10 protein-coding genes are annotated in these 14,336 nt (G+C 63.5%); 8 read left to right on the forward strand and 2 right to left on the reverse strand.

The genetic code is table 11. From position 1 onward, the window contains the following. Positions 1-2 precede the first annotated feature (2 nt). Together AC56LR_RS04590 and AC56LR_RS04595 are read right to left on the reverse strand one after the other, a co-directional pair. Positions 3-923, reverse strand: a complete 921-nt coding sequence (locus AC56LR_RS04590; protein ID WP_497127970.1) for a pseudouridine-5'-phosphate glycosidase — start codon at positions 921-923, stop codon at positions 3-5. 4 nt (positions 924-927) lie between these two features. Next, positions 928-2,046, reverse strand: coding sequence for a carbohydrate kinase (locus tag AC56LR_RS04595; RefSeq protein ID WP_497127972.1), 1,119 nt, complete (start codon positions 2,044-2,046; stop codon positions 928-930). 386 nt (positions 2,047-2,432) lie between these two features. Between AC56LR_RS04595 and xapA the strand changes: the two genes are divergently transcribed. From xapA to AC56LR_RS04635, 8 genes are all read left to right on the forward strand, one after another. After that, entirely contained in the window at positions 2,433-3,278 is an 846-nt protein-coding gene (xapA, locus tag AC56LR_RS04600) for a xanthosine phosphorylase (protein ID WP_497127975.1), read from the forward strand. A gap of 19 nt (positions 3,279-3,297) precedes the next feature. After that, complete coding sequence (locus AC56LR_RS04605) at positions 3,298-4,491, forward strand: phosphopentomutase (protein WP_497127977.1); 1,194 nt, start codon at positions 3,298-3,300, stop codon at positions 4,489-4,491. Continuing rightward, positions 4,488-5,444, forward strand: coding sequence for a deoxyribose-phosphate aldolase (gene deoC / locus AC56LR_RS04610; RefSeq protein WP_497127979.1), 957 nt, complete (start codon positions 4,488-4,490; stop codon positions 5,442-5,444). Before AC56LR_RS04605 ends, deoC begins: the two co-directional genes overlap by 4 nt. Before the next feature lie 17 nt (positions 5,445-5,461). Beyond that, positions 5,462-7,840 (forward strand): aldehyde dehydrogenase family protein, encoded by a 2,379-nt coding sequence (locus AC56LR_RS04615; RefSeq protein ID WP_497127981.1) that lies wholly within the window; start codon positions 5,462-5,464, stop codon positions 7,838-7,840. A 163-nt stretch (positions 7,841-8,003) separates the two neighbouring features. Continuing rightward, positions 8,004-9,326, forward strand: coding sequence for a thymidine phosphorylase (deoA, locus tag AC56LR_RS04620; protein ID WP_497127983.1), 1,323 nt, complete (start codon positions 8,004-8,006; stop codon positions 9,324-9,326). A gap of 8 nt (positions 9,327-9,334) precedes the next feature. Continuing rightward, positions 9,335-9,736 (forward strand): cytidine deaminase, encoded by a 402-nt coding sequence (locus AC56LR_RS04625; RefSeq protein WP_497127985.1) that lies wholly within the window; start codon positions 9,335-9,337, stop codon positions 9,734-9,736. Positions 9,737-9,934: 198 nt separating this feature from the next. Then, positions 9,935-12,841 carry a type VI secretion system Vgr family protein gene (locus AC56LR_RS04630; RefSeq protein WP_497127987.1) on the forward strand — a complete coding sequence of 969 codons (2,907 nt, stop codon included), beginning with the start codon at positions 9,935-9,937 and terminating at the stop codon, positions 12,839-12,841. Positions 12,842-12,906: 65 nt separating this feature from the next. Next, on the forward strand, positions 12,907-14,280 hold the full coding sequence (locus AC56LR_RS04635) for a hypothetical protein (RefSeq protein ID WP_497127989.1): 1,374 nt from the start codon (positions 12,907-12,909) through the stop codon (positions 14,278-14,280). Positions 14,281-14,336: the final 56 nt, after the last annotated feature.

Genomic DNA, 14,336 nt, shown 5'->3' on the forward strand with positions numbered 1-14,336 from the left:
ACTCAAGCCGAGGGCAGGGCGTTCAGCGCCACCGCCATGCGCGCGCCGACCAGGGCGTTGTGCTTGACCAGCGCGATATTGGTCGCCAGGCTGCGGCCCCCGGTCAGCTCCTTGATGCGCGAGAGCAGGAAGGGCGTGACCGCCTTGCCCTTGATGCCCTGCTGGGTCGCTTCGCCCAGCGCCTGATGGATGAACGTGTCGATTTCCCCGGTTGGCATCGCGGCGTCAAGCGGCACCGGATTGCTGACCACCACGCCACCTAGCAGGCCGAGCTGCCATTTAGTGCGGATGAAGGCCGCCTGCTCTTCCGGCGTGTCGAGCTGGAAGTCGGCCTTGAAGCCGCTGTCGCGGGTGAAGAAGGCCGGGAAGCCCGGCTGGCCCACGCTCACCACCGGTACGCCGTTGGTTTCCAGGTATTCGAGGGTCAGGCCGATGTCGAGGATCGATTTCACGCCGGCGCAGACCACCGCCACGCTGGTGTGGGCCAATTCCTGCAGGTCGGCCGAGATGTCGAAGCTGGTCTCGGCGCCGCGGTGCACGCCGCCGATGCCGCCGGTGACGAACACCTCGATGCCGGCCAGCTGGGCGCAGATCATGGTTGCGGCGACCGTGGTGGCGCCCAGGCGCTTCTGCGACAGCACATAGGCCAGGTCGCGCCGGCTGACTTTCATCGCGTCGGGCGAAGAGCCGAGCAGTTCCAACTGCTCGCTTGATAAGCCGACGCAGATCTTGCCGCCAATGATGGCGATGGTGGCCGGCACCGCGCCGGCGTCGCGGATCACCTGCTCGACTTCGCGTGCGGTCTGCACGTTCTGCGGGTAGGGCATGCCGTGCGAAATGATGGTCGACTCGAGCGCGACGACGGGTTTGCCGGCGGTGCGGGCGGCCGCCACTTCGGGCGAGAACAGGAGGAAGGAGTGCATATGATTAGTCCAGTACGGATTCGGTAGGGGTGGTCGCGAGGCCGTCGAAATGGCCGGGCGCCAGCAGCGGGCAGACGGTCTGTTGGCAGGCGATGGTCATGGCCGATAGCTGCAGGCCGCGGCGGCAGGCCAGCGCCAGGTCGCCTTCGCCGCTGTGCAGCGACCAGCAGACGGCGGCGGCAAAGGCGTCGCCCGCGCCGGTGACGTCGACCACGTCGACCTTGGGCGCATCCAGGCGCATCGGGCCGGCAGCCGAGGTATACAAGATGCCGCGCGCGCCGCGCGTGACGACCAGGTCCTGCGCGCCCTGGCGCTGCACCTCGGCGCAGGCCGCATCGACCTCCAGCTCGCTGCCAAGGCTGCGGCCGACGCGGGTCGCCAGTTCGCCTTCGTTCAGGATCAGGAGGCGCACCCCAATCAGGCTGGCGGGCAGGCGCGCCATCTTCGGTTCGGACACGGCCACCAGCACCAGCGCGACGCCGTCGCGCGCCGCATCGTCGCGCAGGGCGGCGATGGTTTCCATCGGCAGGTTCAGGTCGGCCACCACCAGGGCTGCACTGGCGCGCTGCTGCTGGCGGGTGGGGAGAAATGCGGGCGTGATCCGGTCGTTGAGCGCCATGTCGGCCAGGGCCACGGTCATTTCGCCGTCCTGGTCCAGCACCGCGGTATAGGTGCCGCTGCTGGCGCCATCCAGGCGCAGGGCGCCGCGGGTGTCGATGCCGGCGTCGTCAAGGTGGGCGAGCAGGGCGCGGCCCGAGGCGTCGTTGCCCACCGCCGTGATCAGGGCGGTCGGGGCGCCAAGGCGCGCCAGGTTCTCGGCGATGTTGCGGGCGACGCCGCCGAAGGATTCACTTTGCGTTGCCGGATTCGAGGTGCCGAGCGCCAGCTTGCCGAGCGTACGCAGCTTGCGGTCGAGGTTCGAGGCGCCGATGCACAGGATCGGGCGCTGGTCCGGCAGCACATAGGCGCGCCCGAGGATGCGGCGCTCGCGCACGAGCGTGGCGATGTAATTGGCGACGGCCGAGCGCGACAGCCCCAGCTGGGTGGCGAGGTCCTGCTGCGAAATGAAGGGATTCGCGCGGATCAGCTCGTACAATTGTTCTTTTTTGGGCAGCTCGGTCACGGTCGTGTCGGTGTTGATTTTGTAGGGTGGGCGGGTCTCCCGCCCGCGCGTTCAGCTCGCCTATGCAAGCCACGGAGCAGGCTGGGAAATGTAATTTGAACGCGCGGGCGGGGAACCCGCCCACCCTACGTTAAACAAGTGTTTAGGCATACTAAACAAATGTCTTGTGGTGGTCAAACACTATCGGCAAGCCAACCATACACCCGTCCATATATTTTTAAAACAAATAAATCGACAAGAAAAATGGTATTTGCCATACATATTGGCCCTCGTGCATAGTTATAATATTCCGGCTGATATGTGCCGCGTGCCGCTTCTCAGCAGCACCCTCCGGCGCCTGCCTCTTCATCCCGTCTCCCGAATTCCGCAAACGACAAGGAACAACCATGTTCAGCAATACCCCATTCGACGCAGCAGAAGTCATCAAGGCCCGCAAACCAGGCTTCGCTCCGCGCGCCGCGCTGATCCTCGGCTCCGGCCTGGGCGTGCTCGCCGAGCAGATGACCGACGTCGTGTCGATCAGCTATGCCGAGCTGCCGGGCTTCCCGATCAGCACCGTGCACGGCCACGCGGGTGAGCTGGTGCTGGGCAACCTGGCCGGCGTGCCGGTCGTGTGCATGAAGGGCCGCGGCCACTTCTACGAAGGCTATGGCGCCAGCGTGATGACTTCCGCCGTGCGCACCTTCAAGCTGATCGGCTGCGAGATGCTGTTCGTGACCAATGCGGCCGGTTCGCTCCGCCCTGAAGTCGATGCCGGCAGCGTGGTGGTCCTGAACGACCACATCAACCTGCTGCCGGGCAGCCCGATGTCCGGCCCGAACGACGACCGCTTCGGCCCGCGCTTCTTCAGCATGGCCAATGCCTATGACGCCGAGCTGCGCGCGATGATCAAGGAAACCGCGGCCGCCCGTGGCATTACCCTGAACGAAGGCGTCTACCTGGCCTGCCCGGGCCCTAATTTTGAGACCGCCGCCGAAATCCGCGCTTTCAAGACCCTCGGCGCCGACGTGGTCGGCATGTCGGTGGTGCCGGAAGTGATCGCCGCGCGCCACTGCGGCCTGAAAGTGGCCGGCGTCTCGGCCATCACCAACCTGGCGGAGGGCCTGAGCCCGTTCCCGCTGTCGCACGAGCAGACCCTGAAATACGCGGCCATCGCCGCCAAGGACCTGGTCACCCTGATCCATTCGTTCATCGAGCGCCTGGGCGCGACCCCACGCACCGAAGCCAACTAACAGAAAGCGAGCGAACTCCATGTCACGCGCATTCATCCTCCTGCTCGACTCGTTCGGCCTGGGCGCGCTGCCCGACGCCGACAAGTACGGCGACACGGGCGCCAACACCTTCGGCCACATCGCCGACTGGGCCGCGAAAGAAGGCAAGCCGATGTCGCTGCCCAATCTCGAGCGCCTGGGTCTTGCCGCAGCCGCCCACAAGGCCAGCGGCGAATGGGCCGCGGGTTTCAGCCGGCGCGACGGTTTCACGGGCGCCTGGGGCGCCGCACGCGAGCAGTCGACCGGCAAGGACACCCAGAGCGGCCACTGGGAAATCGCCGGCGTGCCGGTGCTGTTCGACTGGGGCTACTTCCCGAAGACCGTGCCGTCCTTCCCGAAGGAGCTGACGGACAAGCTGCAGGAATTGACGGGTGTTCCCGGCTGGCTGGGCAACTGCCATGCCTCGGGCACCACCATCATCGACGAACTGGGCGACGAGCATGTCGCCAGCGGCAAGCCGATTTTGTACACCTCGGCCGACTCGGTGCTGCAGATCGCCGCGCACGAAGAGCATTTCGGCCTCGAGCGCCTGTATGAAGTCTGCGAAGCGGCCTATGAGCTGGTCAAGCCCTACAACATCGGCCGCGTGATCGCGCGTCCCTTCCTGGGCGAGAACGGCAAGTACAAGCGCACCTCGAACCGCCACGACTATGCCGTGCCGCCAACCGCGCCGACCCTGCTCGACCACGTCAAGAACGAAGGCGGCGAAGTCATCGCGCTGGGCAAGATCAGCGACATCTTCGCGGCCCAGGGCGTGACCAGGCTGGTGAAGGGCGTCGACAACATGGCGCTGTTCGACCGCCTGCTGGAAGAAACCGAGACCGCACCGGAAAAATCGCTCACGTTTGTCAACTTCGTCGACTTCGACATGCACTTCGGCCACCGCCGCGACGTCGCCGGCTATTCGAATGCGCTGCACGAACTGGATGCGCGCATGCCCGAATTCATGGCGAAACTGAAGGACGGCGACCTGTGCGTGATCACCGCCGACCATGGCTGCGACCCGACCGCGCCGGGTTCGGACCATACCCGCGAGCACATCCCGATGATCTTCTTCGGCCCGAACGTCGCCCCTCAGGAATTGCCGATTGCGGACACTTTTTCAAGCATCGGCGCCACCCTCGCCAAGCACCTTGGCGTCAAACCACTCTCGAACGGAACCGCACTGCTATGACCCAGCCACTGGATTTCAAACGTAATACCGCCGCCCCCCTCGACCTTGGTTGGGTCAACAGCATCAAGGTCAACCGCAATGCGGCCGATCGCCGCGCCGCCAGCCTGGCGAACCGCCGCACCGTCAAGAAGGAATACCAGGCTGCGTGGCTGATCCGCGCGGTCGAGTGCATGGACCTGACCACCCTCGGCGGCGACGATACGCCAGGCCGCGTCGAGCGCCTGTGCATGAAGGCGATGCGCCCGCTGCGCACCGATTTGATGCAAGCCCTCGGCATCGACAGCCTGACCACCGGCGCGGTCTGCGTCTACCACGAGATGATCACCCCGGCCGTGAAAGTGCTGCAGGGCCGCCTGCCGATCGCCGCGGTGTCGACCGCTTTCCCGGCCGGCCTGTCGAGCATGGAAACCAAGCTGCGCGAAATCGAACTGTCGGTGCTTGCTGGCGCCACCGAGATTGACATCGTCATCACCCGCCAGCACGTGTTGACGGGTAACTGGCAGGCGCTGTACGACGAGATGCTGGCCTACCGCCAGGCTTGCGGCGACGCGCATGTGAAAGCGATCCTCGCCACCGGCGACATCGTCACGCTGGACAACGTGGCCAAGGCCTCGTGGGTCTGCATGATGGCCGGCGCCGATTTCATCAAGACCTCGACCGGCAAGGAAGGCGTCAACGCCACCATCCCGGTGTCGCTCGTGATGACCCGCGCGATCCGCGAATACTACGAGCAGACCGGCTTCCAGGTCGGCTACAAGCCTGCCGGCGGCGTGTCGACTGCGAAGAGCGCGCTGCAATACCTGACCGTGATGAAGGAAGAACTCGGCAACGACTGGCTGCAGCCGCACCTGTTCCGCATCGGCGCATCGAGCCTGATGACCGACATCGAGCGCCAGCTCGAGCACTACGTCACCGGCAACTACTCGGCCGCCCATCGCCACGCGCAACCTTAAATACCAACGGATTCGTCATGCCAACTATTAAAGAGATTCTTCAGACCATGGACTACGGCCCCGCACCAGAAAGCACCAAGGAAGCAACTGCGTGGCTGGACCAGCATGGACGCCGTTTCGGCCTGTTCATCGACGGCGCGTGGAGCGACGCCGCCACCACCTTCGCCACCAACAACCCTGCCGACGGCAGCGAGCTGGCGCAAGTGACGCAAGCCGGTGCGGACGACGTCGAACGCGCCGTGCAGGCCGCGCGCCGCGCGCAGCCGGGCTGGGTCGCGCTGGGTGGCCATGGCCGCGCGCGCATCATGTATTCGCTGGCACGCCTGCTGCAAAAGCATGCGCGCCTGTTCGCGGTGCTCGAGACCCTGGACAACGGCAAGACCATCCGCGAAACCCGCGATGCCGACCTGCCGTTAGCAAGCAGGCACTTCTATCATCACGCCGGCTGGGCTGCGCTGCAATCGGAAGAATTCGCGGACTACCGCGCCGTCGGCGTGGTCGGCCAGATCGTGCCGTGGAACTTCCCGCTGCTGATGCTGGCATGGAAAATCGCACCGGCGCTGGCCGCCGGTAACACCATCGTGTTCAAGCCGGCCGAGTACACGCCGCTCACCGCGCTGCTGTTCGCCGAGATCTGCCAGCAGGCCGGTGTGCCTGCGGGCGTGGTCAACATCGTCACCGGCGACGGCGCCGTGGGCGAAGCGATCGTGAACCACCCTGGCATCGACAAGCTGGCCTTCACCGGCTCGACCGAAGTGGGCCGCATCATCCGCAAAGCCACCGCCGGCACCGGCAAGAAGCTGTCGCTGGAACTGGGCGGCAAGTCGCCCTTCATCGTCTTCGACGATGCCGACCTGGACGCCGCGGTCGAAGGCCTGGTCGATTCGATCTGGTTCAACCAGGGCCAGGTCTGCTGCGCCGGTTCGCGCCTGCTGGTGCAGGAATCGGTATACGACCGCTTCATCGCCAAGGTCAAGCTGCGCATGCAGAACCTGCGCGTCGGCTCGCCGCTCGACAAATCGAACGACATCGGCGCGCTGGTCGACCCGGTGCAGCAGCAGCGCATCCACGGCCTGGTGGAGTCCGCCCGTGCCGAAGGCTGCGAAGTGTGGCAACCAAGCTGCGAAGCGCCGACCGCCGGCTCGTGGTACCTGCCGACCTTGATTACCGGCGCCTCGACCTCGGCCGCCGTGGCCCAGGCCGAGATCTTCGGCCCGGTGCTGGTCGCCATGAGCTTCCGCACCCCGCACGAAGCCGTGCAGCTGGCAAACAACACCGTGTACGGCCTGGCCGCCTGCGTGTGGTCGGAATCGATCTCGCTGGCGCTGGACGTGGCGCCGCAGATCAAGGCCGGCGTGGTGTGGATCAACACCGCCAACCAGTTCGACGCAGCCTGCGGCTTCGGCGGCTACAAGGAATCGGGCTTCGGCCGCGACGGCGGCAAGGAAGGCATGTACGAATACATGGTGCCGGTGTCGGAAGATGCCCGTCCTGCCGCGCCGGTCGTTGCCGAAAAAGGCCGCGTCAAGGCCTCGGAAGAGGGCAACGCGTTTGCCGTCGACCGCACCGCCAAGCTCTACATCGGCGGCAAGCAGACCCGCCCTGACGGCGCCTACAGCCGCGCCATCAACGGCGCCAACGGTGCCTTCCTGGCCGACGTCGGCGAAGGCAACCGCAAGGACTTGCGCAACGCCGTGGAAGCCGCACACAAGGCGGCCGGCTGGTCCAAGGCCACCGCGCACAACCGCGCGCAAGTGCTGTATTACATGGCCGAGAACCTGGCGATCCGCGCCGACGAATTCGTCGCCCGCATCGCCGCCCAGACCGGCGCGCGCAACGCGCAGCTCGAAGTGCAGGCCTCGATCGAGCGCCTGTTCTACTGGGCCGCATGGTGCGACAAGTACGACGGCGCGGCCCACCAGCCGCCGATGCACGGCATCACCGTCGCGCTGAACGAGCCGGTCGGCGTGATCGGCATCATCTGCCCGAACGAGAACCCGCTGCTGGGCTTCATCTCGCTGGTCGCTCCCGCCATCGCGCTGGGCAACCGCGTGGTGGCCGTGCCGTCGGAAGCGCATCCGCTGTCGGCCACCGATTTGTACCAGGTGCTCGATACCTCGGACCTGCCGGGCGGCGTGCTGAACATCGTCACCGGCTCCAGCGACGAACTGGCGCGCACGCTGGCGTCGCACGGCGACGTGGATGCCGTGTGGCGTCACGACGGTTCGGCGGCAGGCTGCGCGGAAGTCGAGCGCCTGTCGGCCGATTCGCTCAAGCGTACCTGGGTGGGTGGCGGCAAGGGCCGTGACTGGTTCGATGCGAAGCAGGCTTGCGGCCGCACCGTGCTGCAGCATGCCAGCCAGGTGAAGAACGTCTGGATTCCGTACGGCGTCTAAGTATTGTTTGCGTCCGCGCTGGACGCATTTGTAGGGTGGGCGGCTTTGCCGCCCGCGCGGTGATAGGTGGAGGCTGCGTCGTCGTGCACGAACCGGCCACTGATAACTATCACCGCGCGGGCGGGAGACCCGCCCACCCTACGTTATAGAAAAGGGTATTCATATGTTCCTCCCCCAAGAAATCATCCGCAAGAAGCGCGACGGCGGCACCTTGAGCGCCGAAGAAATCCAGTTCTTCGTGCGCGGCATCCCTGACAACACGGTCACCGAAGGCCAGATCGCGGCATTCGCGATGGCGGTCTACTTCAAGGACATGACCATGGACGAACGTGTCGCCTTCACGCTGGCGATGCGCGATTCCGGCCAGGTCCTGGAATGGAAATCCCTGAACCTGCCAGGCCCGGTGGTCGACAAGCACTCGACCGGCGGCGTCGGCGACGTGGTCTCGCTCATGCTCGGACCGATGATCGCCGCCTGCGGCGGCTTCGTGCCGATGATCTCGGGCCGCGGCCTGGGCCACACCGGCGGCACGCTCGACAAGTTCGACTCGATTCCCGGCTACAGCACCGTGCCCGATCCGGACCTGTTCCGCAAAGTGGTCAAGGATGTCGGCGTGGCCATCATCGGCCAGACCGCCCAGCTGGCGCCGGCCGACAAGCGCTTCTACAGCATCCGCGACACCACGGCGACCGTGGAATCGGTAGCCATGATCACGGGTTCGATCCTCTCCAAGAAGTTGTCGGCGGGCCTGGACGCGCTGGTGATGGACGTGAAAGTGGGCAGCGGCGCCTTCATGCCGACCTTTGAGAAATCGGTCGAACTGGCCGAGAGCATCGTCGCGGTCGGCAATGGCGCGGGCACCCGCACCTCGGCCATCCTCACCGGCATGGACGAATCGCTCTGCCACGCCGCCGGCAATGCCGTCGAAGTGCGCGTCGCGATCGACTACCTCACTGGTAAATCGCGCCCGGCACGCCTTCACGAGGTGACGATGGCGCTGTGCGCCGAGATGCTCGTGATCTCGGGCATCGCCGCCAACGACCTTGAGGCGCGCGCCAGGCTGCAGACCGCGCTCGATTCGGGCGAAGCCGCCGAGCGTTTCGCGCGCATGGTGGCAAGCCTGGGCGGCCCGGCCGACCTGATGGACAAGCCGGACGCCTGGCTGGAAACCGCTCCGGTGATCGTGCCGGCGGTAGCAACGCAGGCCGGCTATGCCGCCTCGGTCGACACCCGTGGCCTCGGCCTGGCCGTGGTCGCACTGGGCGGAGGCCGCGTGCGTCCGCAGGATTCGATCGACTTTGCCGTTGGCCTCACTGGTCTGGTGGAACTGGGCGACAAGATCGAGCTTGGACAGCCACTGGCGATGGTCCATGCACGCACCCAGGAAGCTGCCGAGCAGGCCGTGCGCCAGGTGCAGGCGGCTTACCAGATCGGTGCAGAAAAATCGGCCGCCACGCCTATGATCCACCGCACCATCCGTCCATAAGAGGCTTCATGAAATACGCAAAACTGATCGAAGAAGCCAGCGCCGCGCGCGAGAAGGCCTACGTCCCGTACTCGAAATTCAAGGTCGGCGCCGCGCTGGAATGCAAGGATGGCCGCATCTTCCGCGGCTGTAACGTGGAAAACGCGTCCTACGGCCTGTGCAACTGCGCGGAACGTACCGCGTTTTTCAGCGCCATCGCGGAAGGCTACAAGCCGGGCGACTTCACCGCCCTGGCCGTCATCGGCCAGACCGACGGCCCGATCGCTCCCTGCGGCGCTTGCCGCCAGGTGATCCTGGAACTGGGCGGCAATGCGCTGCCGGTGGTGCTGACCAACCTGAATGGCGATGTGTTCGAGACCACGGCTGCCCAGCAATTGCCGAACGCGTTTGGCGGTGCGGACCTGAACTAGCAATTCCCGGCCTGATGTGCCTCGGCACATGGGCCATCGGTTCTTGCCAGAAGCGCTGTACGCAGAAATGCGACAGCGCTTTTGTTTTGGCTTGTCGCGCGGCATGTCGCCTGATCCTTCTCAAGAGCAAAAACGCAATCCCGGCGTGTAATCGCTTAATCGCGTGCACCTGCGCGTGGTCAATCTCGGGAGACAGCGATGTCGGAACACGTCCATGGCGCCAATCTTCTTGCATCCTTGAGCCGTTTCACCCAGAACACGCGCCTGCTCAGCTTATTCACGCCCCTCGGCAAGGATTTGCTGGCCGAATGCGTGCACGGCGAGGAGGGGATCAGCGAAGGCTACCGCTTCCAGGTCGACGCATTGTGCACGGACGTGGACCTGCAGCTCAGAACCTTGATTGGCCAGCCGGCCTTGCTGCAATTGTTGACGGCTGAGAGCTTCAGCTCCCTACGCCCCTTCCACGGATACATTACCTCGGCGGAAATCACCGGCGCCAATGGCGGCTTCGTGCGCTATGTGCTGACGATCGAACCGTGGAGCACCTTCCTGTCGCTGGGCAGGGACAGCCGCAGCTTCCAGGACATGTCGGTCTTCGACATCCTGGATGTCGTCTTCGGCAGCTACGCTGGGCGCGGCAAGCTGGTTTCGGCATGGCGTTATGACATCGCCGACCAGGCTGTCTACCCCAAGCGCAGCCTCACCACGCAATACCAGGAGAGCGACCTGGTCTTTGCGCAGCGCCTGATGCACGAGGAGGGCCTGTTCTACTTCTTCGAGCACAGCGGCGACCCGGACAGCGCCTCGCTGGGCAGCCACACGATGGTCATTGCCGACCACAACGGCGCTTTTGCGCCAAATCCCCAGTCATCGGTCGAATTCACCCGTCCCGGCGCCGTCATGAAGGCCGACAGCATCGACCGCTGGCGTACCGAAACCCGCTTGTCGACCGATGCGGTCGAGATGGGCAGCTGGGATTACCGCAGCGTACGCCAGCGGCAAGTGGGCGCGGCCGGTATGGACAGTCGCGCCGCATTGTTGAGCAGCCGCGACACCCCTGGCGTGTATGCCTGGCAGAGCCGTGAGCAGGGCCAGCGCGTGGCCCTCAACGAGATCCAGGCATGCGAGGCAGCGCGCCAGGTGCATATCGGCGCCGGAACCGTGCGCAGTTTTATGCCGGGGACACGCTTCACGCTACGCGGGCACGCGCGCTTCGACGAAGCGGACAGTGACGATGGCCGCACATTCGTCATCGTTCGGGCGAAACACCTGATGCATAACAACCTCTCGGCGGACATGGCCGATGTGGTGGGCAAGCTGCTAGGGAAGGGCGTGACGGCACTCGCCAATAGCGGCGAACTGGGCCAGCCGGATATACGGCAAGCCGGGAGCGAGCGGCCTCTGTATCGCAACCGTATCGAGGCCATCCTGGCCAGTCTCCCTTTCCGCAGCGCTGGTATCGATGGGCACGGCCACGTCCTTCGGCCGAGCCCGACCGTACGAGGCCAGCACACCGCCATCGTGGTGGGGCCTCCCGGCGCCGTGATCCACACCGATCGCGACCATCGGATCAAGGTGCAGTTCCACTGGCAACGCGGCGCGAACAGCCATGGCCGGGTGAGCCATCCTTATCCGGACGGACATACGGGCGCCCCGGCCGACGACACCGCCGGCACCTGGGTCCGCGTGGCCACCCCGGTGGCCGGCGCGAACTGGGGCAGCAACATGCTGCCGCGCGTCGGGCAGGAAGTGCTGGTCGATTTCCTGGATGGCGATGTCGACCGCCCTGTCGTCATCGGCGCCCTGTACAACGGCCGGGGGCAGTTCGACGCCCAGCATAACCAGGTCGCGCAAGGCGGTGGGGCAGCGACCGGCAATGCCTCGCCCTGGTTCCCCGGCGAAAAAGGCGGCCACGCGCACCCGGCAGCCCTGTCCGGCATCAAGTCCCAGGCCATGCAAAGCAGCCAGGACGGCGACGGGGCCTACAACCAGCTCGTGTTCGACGACAGCGCCGGGCAAGCCCGCCTCGCCTTGCAACATCATGCCAGATCCCATTCCGGAACAGCCGAGCTGAACCTCGGACACCTGCGGCACCAGGCGGACAACCAACGCCTGCATCCGGTGGGTTTCGGCGCCGAGCTGAAGACCGCGCACAGCCTTGCCGTGCGGGCCGGGCAGGGCATGCTGCTGTCGACAGATATGCGTAGCAGCGGCAGCGGCAGCCAGCTCGGTGCACGCGAGGCCGAGGCGCAGATCGATGCGGCGCACCAGCTTCAGCTCGCCCTTGCCACCCAGGCGGGCAAGCATAACGCCAGGCTGAAGGATGAGCCCCAGCCGGAAGAGCTGGCGGCCGTCAAGCAGATGCGCCATAGCGCCGAAGTGTTGAAAGGCGGGGAGGGGCAGGCGGATGCATACAGCGAGCCGCAACTGCAATTGTCGAGCCCGGCGGGGATTGCCGTGTGCACGCCGGCCGACGCGGTGCTGTCGGCGGGCACGACCAGCAGTGTCGTTGCCGGGCAGGACATCAATATGCTTGCGCAAGGGGCGAATTCCACACTCGCGGCGGGCGGGATCAGCTTGTTCACCTATGGCAAGGCGAGCAACAAGGACAAGCCGAACCAGGAGGTGGGGATCAAGCTTCATGCGGCCAGCGGGAAGCTGAGTGTGCAGAGCCAGTCAGGGGCCACGACCATTACTGCGGACAAGAAGGTGACGGTGGCGAGCGTGACCAAGTCCGTGTCGATTTCAGCGCCGAAGAAGCATGTGCTGCTAACTGCGCAGGGGGCGTATATCAAGCTCGAGGGCGGGAATATCGAGGTGCATGCGCCGGGGAAGGTGGAGTTCAAGGCGAGCAAGAAGGAGTTGGCGGGGCCGGTGAGTGTGAAGGGGGTGGATATTGCGATGAAGGTGTCCGAATTGAATATCAAACGGGATCTTGAGATCGAATACGTGGATGCGGATGGGAATGTGCTTGCTGATGAGCCGATTGTAATGACTTTCACAAACGGTTTGCAGAAGAACGCAGCGCTCGACGGCAGCGGCAAGGCAGTCCTAAAGAAGGTTCCGCTGGGTCCTTTTGGTGCTAAGCAGCCTCGGCGTAGATAGCAAGAACAGCCGAGAATGCAGGCACTAAATTAGTCAATTAAATATACGCGTGGAAGGATCGCCAGATGACTTCACATCCCAAAGATCAATCTTCTAAGGCCCAAACCGTATGCATCGATCTTCCCGGTGAGACGGTGCAATGTTGGCGATCAACCGACAAGGTGCAAGTGATTCTAAAAAAGCATCGCGACCTTATATTTGATCTTAAACTTGCCCAGGGTAGGACATACACTGTTGAGTCCACTGGATCAGATTTCTACCATTCGGACAAGAAGAAGCTCATAGCTGGAGGCGGCAAACAACGTGTGCTGTTCAACGATGGGGAGCGCCTCCATCTTTGGGTGGCACGCGAGTTTAAAGGAGAACTTTTGCTGAAGTCGGCTAGCGAGTTGCTTATGAGGATCGATCCAGGCCGACTCGATAAAAAGCGTTACGACCATCTTCCAGCTACTAAGCCAGAACCTATCATTATTTCTGTAGGTATGCCTCCTCAAAATATCGGGACGAATCGGGGGGGCGGTATTTCTAAATTCGCCGAAAATCCTGGTGGCGTTCCGCTTGCACAGGCTAGCCCCATGGCGGCGCCAGTGGATGAAGACTGTCCGTTGGTGTGTGTAGTGAAGGGGAGCGTGAAAGATGCCCCCGGTGCCGTATGGAAAATGATTCAAAAAGGCGGTGGCAATTCTGGACTTATCGACTTAGATCCAGTCGATGTGGCAACCCGCAACTGGCTCTTAGGCCAAATAGCAGGAACTGCAGCATACATTGGGGATAATTGGGACTGGTTGAGAGCAAGCCTGGACAGTAAGACTCACAAAGGGTTTAGACTAGTTTCGGCGAAAATTCACTACGTGCGAGGGCAGGCAACATATTATTTCTCAGGCTATAGTAAACACAATACTGTTTTCAAGCAGGGTGGGTATGGTGCTGGGCACGATCGTATCATGACTATTTTCGGTGGGGCTGGAAAGGGCAGTACGGTGCTGACTTCTACAGCTAAAGGAATACTTAATTCATTTAAGGGAAATGCAATTGTAGCTTTCATATTTGGTAGTGCAACATCATTCGCGGAATGGAAGGCCGACGCGTCCAAAGATGGATGTGACTTGTTTGCGTCGTTGTTAATAAACGTCGTCAAGGCGATACTGATTGCAGCCATTGTGGCCCCGGTGGTTGCGGCCATCGTTGCGTTGTTTGCGTTCGGTGCCAAGGCAAGCGTGGTTGTCATCGCGGTCGGCGCTCTTACATTGGGGGCGGGACTTGTTGTGTCGTATGGGGTCGATGTAGCAGATAAAAAGTTGGGCAAAGTAATGATGGGCGAATCGCATGAAGAAGGTATTTCTCCGGTCTTGGCGAATCATATACGGCAAAATTTAAAGGGCAATTGGGATTATCTGAAGAAAAAATTATTGTGGGATTATGAGGAGGTCTCATTTTGAGGAGTCTTGAAGATACTAATCCGAAGGAAATGAGGCCGTCTACATTCACGAGTTTT

It is taken from the genome of Telluria sp. ZT3P39 (assembly GCF_059685935.1).